Genomic DNA, 14,915 nt, shown 5'->3' with positions numbered 1-14,915 from the left:
GTATCAATGTAAGTCTGAGCTTGTCTGCGACTTTTAGTTATTATCTTTTCGAAAGACTTAGAAGTTTTAAACCTAACAGGTTTTCAAAACCTGTTAGGTTTAAAGTATTATGTGAATAAAATTACTTGTACAATTCTTTATAATATTGATCAGCCATTCTATGACTACCAAATTCAGGAAGTACATCATCTATACCATTCCAAACTATTTGTTGCCATTTTTTAGGCTGGTTGTAATAGGTTGGTAAAACTTCATTTTCTAGAATGTCAAACAAGTTGGCACAATCTTTTTCATCTTGTTCCCAAACAGGAGATTTGTAATCTAGTTCTGGAAGTACAAAACAATTTTCACCATTTTTTTGAAATTCAGGAATCCAACCGTCATTGATAGAAAGATTTACAGAGCCATTCATAGCAGCTGTCATACCACTTGTTCCAGAAGCTTCACGCGTAATTCTTGGTGTATTTAGCCAAACATCTGATCCCATTTTTAATTTACGGGATAAGTCCATTTCATACCCAATTAATACAGCTAGGTTTTTGGTGTTTTTAGAGAAGTTTATTAAATGATTGAATGTTTCTATAGCTTGATAATCTTTTGGGTATGGTTTTCCTGCCCAAATAATTTGAATAGGATATTTCTCATTAGAAATTAACTTTTTAAAACGTTCGATATCGTACAATAACATATCTGCTCTTTTGTAACCTGCAAAACGCCTTGCCCAAACTACGGTTAATACATTAGGATCAAAAATCTTTTCAGTTTGATTCAACACTTCATCAAAAAGTTCAGATTTTAAAGTTGTTTTTCTTTTCTGGTAAGCTTTTACATTTTTCTTTTTCCAAGCTTTTTTAATATCGGTATCTTGCCAAAAGGTTTGATTTTGTGCATTGGTAATAGGAATAATTTCTGAAACACCTTCAAAACCTTTCCACATATTATTTGAAACAATAGCGTGTAATTTAGAAACGGCATTGGATATATTAGCCATTCTTAATGCTGAGACGGTGTAGTTAATCATACCATCATTCACCATTTCTTTTCTTAATTCTTCTTCAGCTAAAGTTCTTCCAAAGAACCCACAACGATTTAAATGGCGGCCATCACGTTCTTCATTTCCGGCTTTTTCAGGCGTATGTGTAGTAAACGCAAACTGTTTTTTAGGAACACCTTTGTCACGTAAATAATAAAATGCTGGTAGTGCGTGTCCTTCGTTTAAATGATACATATCCGCTCCACCTAACGCTTCAACAACTTTAGCACCACCAATACCTAAAATAATACTTTGTGAAACTCGTGTAAGTTCATTAGAATCGTATAAATGATTGGTGATGGTTCTTGAAAGGTGGTCGTTTCCTTCAACATCGGTACTTAACAAATACATCGGTACACATCCAAATATTTCAGGTTTTAGTACATAAGCACGTACTTTTACACCAGGATTGTCGTGTAAAGGAACTTCAACTTCAATACCTGTGTCTTCTAAAAAGTTATATGTTTTTTCTATAAAATCAGTTCGTAACGTTTGGTCTTCATTTCTAGCTTGGTCGTAATAGCCATATTTCCAAAGAATTCCAATTCCAATCATATTTTGTTTCAACTCAAATGCAGAACGCATATGAGAGCCGGCCAAAAAACCAAGACCTCCAGAATATATTTTTAAAGCTTGATGGATTCCAAATTCCATACTAAAATAGGCAACTTTCTTTTGGTATTCTTTTGCAACTTTATAAGGGTGATACCAAGTATTGTATGTGCTAGTCATAATTACTGAATAAATTAAATGAAGAAACTAAAGTAAAGTTTTTTAGTGATTTTTTACTGTGCTATTTTAACAGAAAACAAGTTTTTTAGGTGGTATTTTACCCTTTAGTGTTAGATTGAATTTGGATATATATGATAGGAATTCATTAATTTATTGAAAATACAGTAAGAAATGGAAGAATAAATGTTTAATATTTCCTTAATTTAAAATGATTCAATTTAAAAGTTTCGTTATATTTGTGTAGAAACATTTTTGTTAAACCCTAAAGATAGTTCATCTTTAATAAAAATTTAATATATGAAAGTAGTAGTTATTGGTTCAGGATACGTTGGTTTGGTATCTGGGACTTGTTTTTCTGAAATGGGTAATAAGGTTACCTGCGTAGATATTGATGAAAACAAAATCGAAAAATTGAAAAATGGAATCATACCAATTTATGAGCCAGGTTTAGAACCAATGATTCTTAAAAATGTAAAAGCTGGAAACCTGTTTTTTACAACTAATTTAGGTGAAGCCATTAAAGATGCAGAAGTTGTTTTTATTGCTGTTGGTACGCCAATGGGTGATGATGGATCGGCTGATTTACAATATGTATTGGCTGTTGCTAAATCAATAGGAGAAACTATGCAGAAACGAGTAGTTGTGGTTGATAAATCAACAGTTCCTGTGGGAACTGCTGATAAAGTGAAAGCTACAATTCAAGGAGTTTTAGATGAGAGAGGGTCTTCTTTGGAATTTGATGTAGTTTCTAATCCAGAGTTTTTAAAAGAAGGTGCTGCTATTAGTGATTTTATGAAGCCTGATCGTGTGGTGATTGGCGCTGATTCAGATTATGCTTTTGACAAAATGAAACAATTATATCACCCATTTTTTATGTCGCATGATTGCTTAATTGCAATGGATATTCGTTCTGCTGAAATGACAAAATATGCTGCAAATGCAATGTTGGCAACAAAAATTTCATTTATGAATGAAATTGCAAATATTTGTGAAAAAGTTGGTGCAGATGCAAACAAAGTAAGAGTAGGAATTGGATCTGATTCTCGTATTGGTTACAGCTTTATTTATCCTGGTGCAGGGTACGGTGGGTCTTGTTTTCCAAAAGATGTTAAAGCTTTAAAGAAAATTGCTGAAGAATACGGGTACAAGGCTAAATTAATTTCATCTGTTGAAGATGTAAATGATGCACAAAAATTAGTAATTGCTCAAAAAGTAGTAAAACGTTTTGGAGAAGATTTAACTGGTAAAATATTTGGTATTTGGGGATTGGCATTTAAGCCAGGAACTGATGATATGAGAGAGTCTCCTGCTATTTATGTTATCAATGAGTTAGTGAAAAGAGGTGCTAAAATTCAAGCATTTGATCCAAAAGCAATTGAGGAAGCTAAAGAGTGTTATTTAAAAGATGTTGAAAATCTAACATACTGCAATTCTAAATATGAAGTGTTGCAAAATGCAGATGCCTTAATTTTATTAACAGAATGGAAAGAGTTTCGTTCTCCTGATTTTGAGGAAATCAAAGCACAATTAAATACTCCTATTATTTTTGATGGAAGAAATCAATACAATATCTTCAAATTAGAAGATAAAGGTTTTGAATATTTCCAAATAGGGAAAGAATAGGTTTAACAGTATTTAATAATTAAATAGTAAAAGTAATATGAAGAAAATATTAATTACAGGAGGTGCTGGTTTTGTAGGTTCTCATTTATGTGAACGTTTGTTGAATGAAGGTAATGAAGTGATTTGCTTAGATAATTATTTTACAGGAGCAAAAAGTAATGTTATAAAGTTATTAGATAATCCATATTTTGAAATGGTGCGTCATGATATAACAGAGTCGTACTATGCTGAAGTGGATGAGATTTATAATTTGGCCTGTCCTGCTTCTCCAGTGCATTATCAACACAATCCTATAAAAACAATTAAAACATCTGTCATGGGTGCTATTAATACCTTAGGATTAGCTAAGCGTGTAGGAGCTAAAGTTTTACAAGCTAGTACTAGTGAGGTGTATGGAGATCCTGCAGTACATCCGCAACCAGAGAGTTATTGGGGACATGTAAATCCTATAGGAATTCGTTCTTGTTATGATGAAGGAAAACGTTGTGCTGAAACGTTGTTTATGGATTATCATATTCAAAATAATGTTGCGATTAAAATTATTAGAATTTTTAATACCTATGGCCCTCATATGAACCCTTCAGATGGAAGAGTTGTTTCTAATTTTATTGTGCAAGCATTAAAAGGAGAAGACATTACTATTTTTGGAGATGGTATGCAAACACGTTCTTTTCAATATGTAGATGATTTAGTTGAAGGTATGGTTCGTATGATGGGATCAGATCCATCATTTTTAGGGCCTGTAAACCTAGGAAATCCACATGAATTTACGATGTTAGAATTAGCGCAAGAGGTTATTTCTTTAACAAATTCAAAATCTAAGATTATACATATGCCATTGCCTCAAGATGATCCTAAGCAACGTCAACCAGATATTTCTTTGGCAAAAGAAAAATTAAATGGTTGGGAGCCTAAGATTGAATTAAGAGAAGGTCTTGGTAAAACAATTACATACTTTGAATCGTTGCTTTAAGTTAAGCGTTAGTGCTAAATTATTAAGATAAATATAGCATCAACAATTACTTGAAATAAATAAATTAAGTATAAAAACTCAATTTGAAAGTGATAAGCTTTTTTATTGAGTTTTTTTGTATTGTTTGGTGATGTTGAAAGGTGTTATGTTTTATAGGTTCAAAGGTTTAAGAGTTTAAATGTGTAAATTCATGAATGAAAATTAAGTTTTAAACTATATGCGACCTATCGTGAAAGGGTCACTGAGCGGAGTCGAAGTGATGGTTCAGTGTTTCTGAGTTGGTTTGGAGTTTAAAGGTTGAATAGTTGAAGTCATATCGGTCACTGAGTGGAGTCGAAGTGATGATTGGAAGGTGAAATATTATTAACAACTAGGAGTCATCAGAAATTCCTAAATTGTTATTGTTCTTTTCCTTAGATGAAAAGAACCAAAAATCTAGGCTTATTTTAATTTCTTTGAATACGTCAAATGCTTCACTTTCGCATTTAGACCACTTCGTTCTTTGAATGCTTGCCGTTTCAAATTTCTTGTATTCATACAGAAATGAAAAGTAGGCCGTTGTTTTTATAAAATGTTAGTTTGTATTGGTTATTTAATGAAATCTAGGAGGTAATTGAGAATCTATGAGTTGGTATTGAGTTGGAAGGTTACAAGTCTAATAGTTTAAAGGTTGAAGAGTTTAGAGGTTTAAATTAACAACTAAAATTAAACTTTGAACTGGTAATCGGCCTATCGAGAAAAGCGTTTGAAATTTGCAGAGAAATAGGCGTAAAATTTTAAGCTGTTTGAGTTGGTGTAATCATCTACTTTTGAAATTTCTACATACGAGTTCTTAAAATTTAGCCTATGACCCATAAATTTAACGCTTTTATCGTAAGCCTAGATTTTTGTAACTTTTCATCAATGGAAAAGTTAATGAATGTTTTAAAAGAATAAACCCAATCGGATATTTTATATTGGTTATTGAGCGGAATCTAGGTGGTAATTCAGAATCTATAGTTGGTCTTGAGTAGAATAGTTTATAGGTTTAAGAGTCTAAAAGTGTAAATTTATAAATGAAAATTAAGTTTTAAACTATATACGGCTAATATTGAATTGGTCACTGAGCGGAGTCGAAGTGATGGTTTGGAGGTGGAATATTATTAAGCGTAATAAACTGAATTGTTATTGTTCTATTCATCAATGGAAAAGTCAATAAAGGTTTCATAATAATAAACCCAATCGGTTACTTTATTGATCATTGAGCGAAGTAGTAGAATTACTAAAAGTTTTATTGATAGTTTTTATTAAAAAAAGAAAAGTTTAAATTCAAAAAATAAATATTTATATGAAAATTGAATTGTAAAGATTATATTTGATTTTAGTTTATTAAAAAGCTTAAAACTGTATTCATAATCGTTAAAAAAAATAAAGAATGAGAATAGGAATTACCTTTAGTACATTTGATTTGTTACACGCAGGTCATATTAAAATGTTGGAAGAAGCAAAAAGTCAATGTGATTATTTAATTTGTGGATTACAAACAGATCCTTCAATTAATAGACCTGAAAAAAACAAGCCAATCCAAACAGTGGTAGAACGTTATATCCAATTAAAAGGGTGTAAGTTTGTTGATGAAATTGTACCTTATACAATGGAACAAGATTTAGAAGATATTTTAAAATCTTTTAAGCTTGATGTGCGTATTGTTGGTGATGAATATGAATTCAAAGATTTTACAGGAAAAGCTTATTGTATTGAAAAAGGAATTGAACTGTATTATAATGGTCGAGACCATCGTTTTTCAAGTAGCGGTTTACGTAAAGAAATTGCTGTTAAAGAAGGAAAGAAAAAGTAATTATAAATTTACTTAGTAAAGTTTTCGACAAGCTCATACTGACGATGTATTTTATATTGTTTTGCTAGCTTGTCGAAGTGTTTTATACATGTATGCTGTTTTAAGTTAGATGAAAGGTTTTATTAACAAATCTTCGATTTGTTAATATTAATAGTTTATTATAATTAACCTTTTTTTTAATTCATTTCTGTTTTAAAAATTATCTAAAAATACTTACTTAAAAATTTGTTAATTTTTGTATATTGCGCATCGAAAAAGAAGTATAACACTTAATTATTGTTAGGCGTTTATTGAAATTATTTACTCGTAGATTTAAAAATGAACAAAGAATCAAAAATATTTATTGCAGGGCATCGTGGTATGGTGGGTTCTGCTATTTGGAGAAGTTTAAGTGAGAAAGGTTATACCAATTTAATTGGACGTACAAGTGCAGAATTAGATTTAAGAAAACAGAAAGCTGTTTCTGATTTTTTGGAGTATGAAAAAATTGAAGTGGTGATTGATGCCGCTGCAAGGGTTGGAGGTATTTTAGCAAATAATACCTATCCTTATCAGTTTATTATGGAGAATATGTTAATTCAAAACAACTTAATCAACGGTGCTTTTGAGTTAGGAATTAAAAAGTTTATTTTTTTAGGAAGTTCTTGTATTTATCCTCGTTTAGCTTCGCAACCATTAAAAGAAGCTTCTTTATTAACTGGAGAATTAGAACCTACGAATGAGTGGTATGCGGTAGCAAAAATTTCAGGTGTAAAAGCTTGTGAAGCTATTCGAAAACAATATGGCTTAGACTATGTAAGCTTAATGCCTACAAATTTATATGGAACGCATGATAATTTTGATTTAGAAACTTCACATGTGTTGCCAGCAATGCTACGTAAATTTCATGAAGGAAAAATAAATGGGCACACTCCTGTGAAATTATGGGGGTCAGGAACTCCTATGCGTGAGTTTTTGTTTGTAAATGATATGGCAGAGTCTGTGGTGTTTGCTTTAGAAAATACCTTACCTGACCATCTATATAATATTGGTACAGGGGTTGATTTAAGTATTAAAGAATTGGCAGAAACAATTCAGCGTACCGTAGGGCATAAAGGAGAGATTATTTGGGATAGTTCAAAGCCCGACGGAACACCACGAAAATTAATGGATGTTTCAAAAATGCATGACTTAGGCTGGAAGCATCAAGTAGATTTGGAAGAAGGGGTTTCAAAAACGTATCAGTGGTTTTTAAAAAATGTAGACCACATAAAAAAAGTAAAGATGTAAAACCGATAGTCGTACAACGGATATCGAACAACTAACAATATAAATATGAAAAATCAAAAGGTAGCATTAATTACTGGAATTACGGGACAAGATGGATCTTACCTAGCAGAGTTATTATTAGAAAAAGGATATATTGTACATGGAATTAAAAGAAGATCTTCTTTATTTAATACCGATAGGATAGATCATTTATACCAAGATCCGCACGATCCTGATCAGCGCTTAAAGTTACATTATGGAGATTTAACAGACTCTATGAATTTAACTCGTATTATTCAAGAAGCACAGCCTGATGAGATTTATAACTTAGGAGCTATGTCACACGTAGCTGTTTCTTTTGATACGCCTGAGTATGTAGGGAATGTTGATGGATTGGGTACCTTAAGAATTTTAGAGGCAGTTCGAATTTTAGGCTTAGAAAAGAAAACAAGAATTTATCAAGCTTCTACTTCAGAGTTATATGGCGGGATGCCTGAGAATAAAAATGAAAGAGGTTTTTATGATGAAAATTCTCCATTTTACCCACGTTCTCCTTATGGAGTTGCGAAGATTTATGGGTTTTGGATTACAAAGAATTATCGTGAAGCATATGATATGTATGCTTGTAACGGAATCTTATTCAATCATGAATCTCCAAGAAGAGGGGAAACTTTTGTGACGCGTAAAATTACACGTGCGGTAGCTAAAATTGCCTTAGGATTACAAGAAAAAGTGTTTTTAGGGAATTTAGAAGCCAAACGAGATTGGGGACATGCCAAAGATTATGTGCGTATGATGTGGATGATTTTACAGGCAGGCAAGGCTGAAGATTGGGTAATTGCTACTGGTGTTACTACTACAGTACGTGATTTTGTGCGTATGGCTTTTGGAGAAGTAGGGATTGAATTAGAATTTAAAGGAGAGGGAGTAGATGAGAAAGCTTTTGTGACTGCTTGTAATCATAAAGATTATCAAATAGAAATTGGGAAAGAAGTATTGTCTGTAGACCCTTCTTATTTCCGTCCAACCGAAGTAGATTTATTAATTGGAGACCCTACAAAAGCAAAAGAAAAATTAGGATGGGTACCTGAACATGATTTATCTTCTTTAGTTAAGGATATGATGCAAGGCGATGTTGCTTTAATGAAAAAGGATGTAGATTTATTAAAAGCAGGTCATGAAATTTTGAAACAAGCTGAGTAATCTGTTAGAATTTATATATAATCACTGTGAATGACATTTGATTAATTGTAATATTATTATAAAAATGAAAAAAAAGATAGCAGCTCTTCTAACAGGAAGAGGAAATAATACAATGAAGGATAAAAATGTTTATGACGTTTTGGGGAAACCATTGCTGTCTTATCCTTGCATAGCGTCAAAAAAATCGGATTATATTGACTCATATTGGGTGAGTAGTGATTGTGATAAAATTTTGAAAGCAGCTTCTGATTATGAATTCGAGGTTATAGATAGACCAGCAGAATTAGCATCATCTACTGCACAACATATTGATGTTATTGATCACGCTCTTAAGGTTATGTCTGATAACCAGACCATTCCTGATATTCTTGTTGTTTTATTAGCAAATACAGTGACTATTAAAGAGGAATGGATAAATGGTTGTATAGATGCTCTTTTAAAAGATGAGAGCTTGACTGCATGTGTGCCAGTTTATCGTGAAATGGATCATCATCCTTATAGAGCGAAAAAAATAGGTGAAGATGGTAATTTAACCCCTTTTTTTGATTTCAGTGGAGTAAATATAAGTACAAATCGACAAGATCTTGAGCCATGTTACTTTTTATGTCATAATTTCTGGGTGTTAAATTTGAATACAATAAAAAGGAATATTGGTCAGCAACCCTGGAGATTTATGGGAGATAAAGTTAAACATTATGAAATTGATGAGGCATTTGATGTTCATACTTTAGAAGATATAGAAAGAAGTCAAAAGTGGTTAATTAAACACAATATTGCTACAGTATAATTTTTATGATTATGAAAAAAATTTTAGTAACAGGTGCTGCAGGTTTTATTGGGTCTGCTATAGCGAAGAAGTTATTATCTGAAGGAAATGAAGTTGTTACTATAGATAATTTATCTACTGGTAAAAGAGAAGTAATTCCAGAAGGTTGTGAATTTATAGAAGGTAACGTATATGATGTAAGTATAATTGATAAACTTGTTGAGTATAAGTTTGACATAATTATTCATTTTGCTGGTCAAAGCTCAGGTGAAGTTAGTTTTGAAGATCCTGTTTACGATTTAAAGACAAATACACAGTCTACTGTGATGTTGTTAGATTTTGCAAAAAAGACTGGTTGCAAGGAGTTTATATACGCTAGCTCAATGTCCGTTTATGGAGATCATGAAGACCCATATGTCGATGAGTTAAGTTTTACGAAGCCAAAATCTTTTTATGCAATTGGAAAAATGGCAAGTGAACATTATATGAGAATTTACTCAGGTTTTGGTATAAAGACCACTGCATTAAGGTTATTTAATGTATATGGAATTGGCCAAAATTTAGACAATTTAAAACAAGGTATGGCAAGTATTTTTTTAGCTCAAGCCTTAAAAGATAATCATATTTTTGTTAAGGGGGCTAAAGACCGTTTTAGGGATTTTGTTTATATTGATGATGTAGTGGAGGCTGTTATTTTATCGATTGGTAGAAAAAAAGGAGATATTTATGATTTTTATAATGTATCTAATGGTGAAAAAGTAACTGTTGAAAGAATAATAAATACGATTAAATTAAATTTACCATATGATATTTCTGTTGAGTATGGTAGTGGTACTCCAGGTGATCAAAATGGGATTTATGGTGATTCAAGTAAAATATATAATGACTTGGGATGGACTGCTAATTCAATATTTAAAGATGGTATGAAGAAAATGATAAATTATTATGCTAACTTAAATCGTTAATGCTTCAAAAACGGAAGGTATAGAATTAAATGTTGAGGACGATTTTCATTATGCAAATTGGTTGGTGGAAAATGGTATCTCTGAGGTTTAAATGAAATGGATTAGTCGTTATTCTCGGTTTAAAGCTCTTTAGAATAAAATATAGTAACAAAAGGAATTAATATGAAGTGTATAATTTTTATTGACAAGTATTCTGATTGGCTTGAAGTTTATTCTCCATTGATGGAGTATAAAAATAAATTGTCTACAGTAAAAGTTTTTTTTCTAGAGAACGCTAGAAATGATAAGCAATCAATGAAAAGTATATTTGATGAATTATTGACAAATGAAATAAGTTTACAATTTTGTATTGAGAAAGATAAAAATAAGTTGTTTTCATCTTTTAAAATTGCAATGGGGCAATTATCTAAAAAAGACATTGCAATAGCTCCTTATATTAGATATCGGAATTTATGGAGTTTGATTTATGATAGTAGACCGATAACGGTGCATTTAACTGAAGTGATTCCAGATACTTTTGGGCCTATTTTATATCGAGTTGCATTTAGAGGTAAAAATCTAAAATCGTGGTTAACCATTCCGTTTGCTTATGTATATGCACTTTTGCATAAACCAGATATTTGTTATTTTCCATTTTTCAACCATATGAAAAATTCATTTGTTAAAGAGACAAAGAAAATAAGTATTCCTATAATTTATAATAAAAATAAAGAAGTTTTACAGCTATGTTTTAGTGACGGAGTAAAACGACCTTTGCTTATTTCAGGTTTTGGTTTTGATTTAGATAAAATGGTAAAATCCTTGAATATTGAGAAATATGTGGCTACTTCGAAAAATAAAGAAATTATTGTAGATGGAAATACAATTCCTTTAGAGGAAAGGATTTGTGCGGAAGAAGTTGTTCTTACTAGGATGGTTACTAATATAATTGGTTATAACAGTACGGCTATGGTATGGGCTAAAATAATTGATCCTCAAATTAAAGTTGAATGTTATACAGCAAAAGAATTAAATAATAATTATGGGAGATTATATGCGTTATTATCTAAAAAGGCATTAAAAAAAATTGGAGTTATTCAGCTTCCTGAACCTAAACAATTTGTAATCTGACTTCACTTAAAATAAATATTATAAAAAATGGATTTGCTACAGGATTGCAAAAAGGAATTCGAGTTTTAGAACAGTTATTTTTGGTTCCTTTTTTTATTTCTGCATGGGGGGTTGATTATTATGGAGAATGGTTAACATTAACTATAATACCAACTATGCTAGCTTTTTCTGATTTTGGTTTTGGTACTGCGGCTGCAAATAGTTTTGTGTTGCAATATCTTAATGGCTCAAAACAAAAAGCAGCAGATATTTTTAAAACAGGTTTAGTTATTATTAGTTTTACAATTTTATTCGCAATTATAATAAGTTGTTTTGTTTTATTTTTATTAGAGTATTATGAAGTATTTGATGGATTATTAATAAAGAAAGATGACGCAATTTGGGCCGTATCTATTTTAACATTGGCCAGATTTATTAATTTTTACAATCAACTTTTTGGTGCTTATTTTATTGCTGCCAGAAAAGCAACCATCAGTATAAATTTAATAACAATATTAGCTTTTCTTAATATTATTGCAGGTTTATTAGTTTTAGAACTTGGTTACGGTGTAATTCCATTTGCTTTTTCTCAACTTATTATGACACTTATTTTTAATATTTATTATGCTTTAAGAGGAACAAATATTCTTGGTTTAAAGAAAGAATTTAAAGGTAAGTTAAAATATGTATATATAAAAGATATTACAAAAATTGGTATGGGGTATTTATTATCTCCAATTTGGCAGGCTTTATTTTTTCAAGGAAGCACACTAGTTGTTAGAATAGTGATAGGACCGGCAGGAGTTGTTATTTTTAATACAGTAAGAACTTTAAGTAGAACAATAAATCAGTTATTTAGTATTGTTAATAATAGTGTCTTTCCTGAATTTCAATATGAGTATGCACAAGGTAATATTCAAAAAGCTCAAAAACTCTTTAGAATATCTATATTTGTTGTTTTCGTAATTGCAATTATTGGTGTTTTATTTCTTTCTGTCTTCGGGTTGTGGTTTTATGAGATCTGGACAAAAAATGAATTAGTAGTTCCTATCATTATGTGGAATATTTTTATAATAAGCATATTGTTTAATTCATTTTGGTGGACATCAGGAATGGTTTATAGAGCTTTGAATAAACCCTTTTTCTTAGTGAAAATCGGGGCTATTTCAGCCTTGATATCTGTAATTATTTCATTTATTTTAGGGAAGTATTTTAACTTGAATGGTGTAGCTTTTGGGAGTCTTTTGTTAGATGTAATGATGGCATTTTTAATATTTCCAAATGCTTGTAAATTAATAGGTTTAAAAATGAATAAGGAATTAATTTTAAATGGAATTAATGATTTTAAAGAAATATTAGGTAATAACAAATATTTTTTAAGAAGAAAATAATATACAATATGAAAATAAATATAGCCTCTTCAGGTGGACGCTCTCATGTTATGGATTTGGCCATAGAATTAGAAAAGCATGGTCATGAAGTTAATTTTTATTCTTATGTCCCTACTAATAGAGCTTTAAAATATGGGTTGAAAAGAAAATGTAGTAAGTCTTATTTTATTTTAGCATTACCTTTTTTGGTCCTTTTGAAAATTACAAATCGTGCTCATTGGGTACTTTTTTTATATCATTATTGTTTTGATATTATTACGGCTTGGATTATGAAACCTTGTGATGTTTTTATTGGATTAAGTCCGATGCATGTTTATGTTTTGAAATACGTAAAAAAAAAGTATAACGCTACTGTTATTTTGGAACGAGGAACAAGTCATGTTATAGAACAGGTAAAAGTACTTAAAGGAAATCCAGCATTAAAGGGTAAAAATCCTATGCCGAATATGTTTATGAAAAGAGATTTAGCAGGATACGAATTAGCCGATTATATTTCTATTGCCTCTAACCATGTTTTACAGAGTTTTGTAAAAAACAATACTAGTATTCAGAAAATATTTGTTAATCCTTATGGTGTAAATTTGTCAGAATTCAATGCTACAAAATTAGAAGATGATGAAGATGTTTATGATATTATTATGGTTGGACAATGGTGTCATCGCAAAGGTTGTGATTTTATTACGGAGGCAATAAATAGAATGAATGTTGTAAAATTTTTACATGTAGGACCAATTGTAGATATGAGTTTTCCAGTAAGTGATAATATGAAACATATTGATTCTGTCGATCAGAAAGAACTAATTAATTATTATAAAAAGTCAAAGATATTTGTTTTACCATCAAGAGAGGAAGGTTTAGCTTTAGTACAATTACAAGCGGTTGTATGTGGTCTTCCTATAGTTTGCTCTAAGTTTACTGGAGGTCGTGATCTTAAAGAGTACATTGATGATCCTAAATGGATTATAGAAATGCCTGAATTGACGATTGATACATTAATCACTTGTATTAATCAAGCATTAAAGTTGTCCGAAACTCAAAAAGGGAAACGTTCTTATTCTAAAAATATTGCACAAGAACTATCTTGGAAAGGATATGGTAATAGATATAATAATTTCTTATTAAAAATAAAATAAATGGAAATTTTTAAATTAATAGCTGTTAATCCAATGACTAAATGGTTTCAGTGGTTATTATTAAGGTATAAACTTAAAAAAAAGAATAAAACTTTGAAATTTGGTTATTTAGCAAAAGCAGAAGATTGTGTTTTTTCTTTAGAGAATCATATCTTTCCATTTGCTAGATTATTTAATGTGTCTATTGGTAATTTTACATATGTTGGGGGAAGTACTTCTATTAAAAATGCGAAAATTGGTCATTTTACTAGTATAGCCGCCGACTGCAGAATTGGTTTAGGCATTCACCCTACAAATTTAATATCTACTCATCCAGTATTTTACAGTAATAAAAGGGAGTGGAGTTTTTTTCCTAAAAAAAGAAATGATTTTGAAGAGTATAAAGACATATATATAGGTAGTGATGTTTGGATAGGAACAAACGTTATTATTGTTGATGGAGTAAAGGTAGGGAATGGAGCTATTATTGCTGCAAATGCTGTTGTAACCAAAAATGTTGGCCCTTATGAAATTGTTGGAGGAACTCCCGCTAAATTTATAAAGCATAGGTTTAATTCAGAAAAAATTAAAAAATTAGAATCTATTAAGTGGTGGGATTGGGATTTAAATATAATCAAAAAAAATAAAGATAAATTTTTAGAGGTTAATACATTTTTCAATGATTAGTTTAAAGAATATAGTAAAAATTATTGTTTTATTAATCTCATTGTCTGGGGTTACTGATACTATTTTTAATTCACAAACATCTGCAACTATTTCATCCTTTATTTTAAATATTTTAAGTATTTTTTTGATTTTTATTATTCTACGTAAATATGAATTGAAATTATCCGATAAAAGACAATTGTTGTTTTTTTATATTATTTATGGAATTGTTATTTTAGTTTATAGTTTTTTTATTTCATCTTCTTATGAACAAGAT

At 30.4% G+C, this 14,915-nt stretch carries 12 protein-coding genes; 11 read left to right on the top strand and 1 reads right to left on the bottom strand.

Features of this window, described 5'->3' with window-relative positions; all coding sequences use genetic code 11:
* Positions 1–121 precede the first annotated feature (121 nt).
* Positions 122–1,765 carry an alpha-glucan family phosphorylase gene (glgP, locus tag ACFQ5N_RS10385; protein ID WP_386809433.1) on the bottom strand — a complete coding sequence of 548 codons (1,644 nt, stop codon included), beginning with the start codon at positions 1,763–1,765 and terminating at the stop codon, positions 122–124.
* A gap of 297 nt (positions 1,766–2,062) precedes the next feature.
* Between glgP and ACFQ5N_RS10380 the strand changes: the two genes are divergently transcribed.
* From ACFQ5N_RS10380 to ACFQ5N_RS10330, 11 genes are all read left to right on the top strand, one after another.
* A complete protein-coding gene (locus ACFQ5N_RS10380) occupies positions 2,063–3,388 on the top strand; it encodes a UDP-glucose dehydrogenase family protein (RefSeq protein WP_386809432.1) in 1,326 nt (441 codons plus the stop codon).
* 37 nt (positions 3,389–3,425) lie between these two features.
* Complete coding sequence (locus tag ACFQ5N_RS10375; protein WP_386809431.1) at positions 3,426–4,361, top strand: UDP-glucuronic acid decarboxylase family protein; 936 nt, start codon at positions 3,426–3,428, stop codon at positions 4,359–4,361.
* A 1,414-nt stretch (positions 4,362–5,775) separates the two neighbouring features.
* Positions 5,776–6,198 (top strand): adenylyltransferase/cytidyltransferase family protein, encoded by a 423-nt coding sequence (locus tag ACFQ5N_RS10370; protein WP_386809430.1) that lies wholly within the window; start codon positions 5,776–5,778, stop codon positions 6,196–6,198.
* Positions 6,199–6,516: 318 nt separating this feature from the next.
* Positions 6,517–7,467 carry a GDP-L-fucose synthase family protein gene (locus tag ACFQ5N_RS10365; RefSeq protein ID WP_386809429.1) on the top strand — a complete coding sequence of 317 codons (951 nt, stop codon included), beginning with the start codon at positions 6,517–6,519 and terminating at the stop codon, positions 7,465–7,467.
* A 45-nt stretch (positions 7,468–7,512) separates the two neighbouring features.
* Positions 7,513–8,649 (top strand): GDP-mannose 4,6-dehydratase, encoded by a 1,137-nt coding sequence (gene gmd / locus ACFQ5N_RS10360; RefSeq protein WP_386809428.1) that lies wholly within the window; start codon positions 7,513–7,515, stop codon positions 8,647–8,649.
* Between the two features lie 64 nt (positions 8,650–8,713).
* The gene (locus tag ACFQ5N_RS10355) at positions 8,714–9,436 is read left to right on the top strand and encodes an acylneuraminate cytidylyltransferase family protein (protein ID WP_386809427.1); all 723 of its coding nucleotides are present in this window, start codon (positions 8,714–8,716) and stop codon (positions 9,434–9,436) included.
* 11 nt (positions 9,437–9,447) lie between these two features.
* Positions 9,448–10,380 (top strand): NAD-dependent epimerase/dehydratase family protein, encoded by a 933-nt coding sequence (locus ACFQ5N_RS10350; RefSeq protein WP_386809426.1) that lies wholly within the window; start codon positions 9,448–9,450, stop codon positions 10,378–10,380.
* 162 nt (positions 10,381–10,542) lie between these two features.
* Complete coding sequence (locus tag ACFQ5N_RS10345; protein ID WP_386809425.1) at positions 10,543–11,490, top strand: hypothetical protein; 948 nt, start codon at positions 10,543–10,545, stop codon at positions 11,488–11,490.
* A gap of 44 nt (positions 11,491–11,534) precedes the next feature.
* Positions 11,535–12,860: a lipopolysaccharide biosynthesis protein gene (locus ACFQ5N_RS10340; protein WP_386809424.1), complete on the top strand. Its 1,326-nt coding sequence runs from the start codon at positions 11,535–11,537 to the stop codon at positions 12,858–12,860.
* Positions 12,861–12,868: 8 nt separating this feature from the next.
* Positions 12,869–13,993 carry a glycosyltransferase family 4 protein gene (locus ACFQ5N_RS10335; RefSeq protein WP_386809423.1) on the top strand — a complete coding sequence of 375 codons (1,125 nt, stop codon included), beginning with the start codon at positions 12,869–12,871 and terminating at the stop codon, positions 13,991–13,993.
* A complete protein-coding gene (locus ACFQ5N_RS10330) occupies positions 13,994–14,659 on the top strand; it encodes a CatB-related O-acetyltransferase (RefSeq protein ID WP_386809422.1) in 666 nt (221 codons plus the stop codon).
* The last annotated feature ends 256 nt before the right edge of the window (positions 14,660–14,915 follow it).

The sequence above is a fragment of the Lutibacter holmesii genome, from assembly GCF_042679665.1.
Lineage (GTDB): Bacteria > Bacteroidota > Bacteroidia > Flavobacteriales > Flavobacteriaceae > Lutibacter > Lutibacter holmesii.
This window is presented reverse-complemented; position numbering and strand designations above follow the sequence as displayed.

Bases quoted from the DNA above. Each gene is read 5' to 3' on its own strand.
- ACFQ5N_RS10330 (WP_386809422.1), top strand. From the start codon at position 13,994: ATGGAAATTTTTAAATTAATAGCTGTTAATCCAATGACTAAATGGTTT.
- glgP (WP_386809433.1), bottom strand. From the start codon at position 1,765: ATGACTAGCACATACAATACTTGGTATCACCCTTATAAAGTTGCAAAA.
- ACFQ5N_RS10375 (WP_386809431.1), top strand. From the start codon at position 3,426: ATGAAGAAAATATTAATTACAGGAGGTGCTGGTTTTGTAGGTTCTCAT.
- gmd (WP_386809428.1), top strand. From the start codon at position 7,513: ATGAAAAATCAAAAGGTAGCATTAATTACTGGAATTACGGGACAAGAT.
- ACFQ5N_RS10345 (WP_386809425.1), top strand. From the start codon at position 10,543: ATGAAGTGTATAATTTTTATTGACAAGTATTCTGATTGGCTTGAAGTT.
- ACFQ5N_RS10355 (WP_386809427.1), top strand. From the start codon at position 8,714: ATGAAAAAAAAGATAGCAGCTCTTCTAACAGGAAGAGGAAATAATACA.
- ACFQ5N_RS10380 (WP_386809432.1), top strand. From the start codon at position 2,063: ATGAAAGTAGTAGTTATTGGTTCAGGATACGTTGGTTTGGTATCTGGG.
- ACFQ5N_RS10370 (WP_386809430.1), top strand. From the start codon at position 5,776: ATGAGAATAGGAATTACCTTTAGTACATTTGATTTGTTACACGCAGGT.
- ACFQ5N_RS10365 (WP_386809429.1), top strand. From the start codon at position 6,517: ATGAACAAAGAATCAAAAATATTTATTGCAGGGCATCGTGGTATGGTG.
- ACFQ5N_RS10335 (WP_386809423.1), top strand. From the start codon at position 12,869: ATGAAAATAAATATAGCCTCTTCAGGTGGACGCTCTCATGTTATGGAT.
- ACFQ5N_RS10350 (WP_386809426.1), top strand. From the start codon at position 9,448: ATGAAAAAAATTTTAGTAACAGGTGCTGCAGGTTTTATTGGGTCTGCT.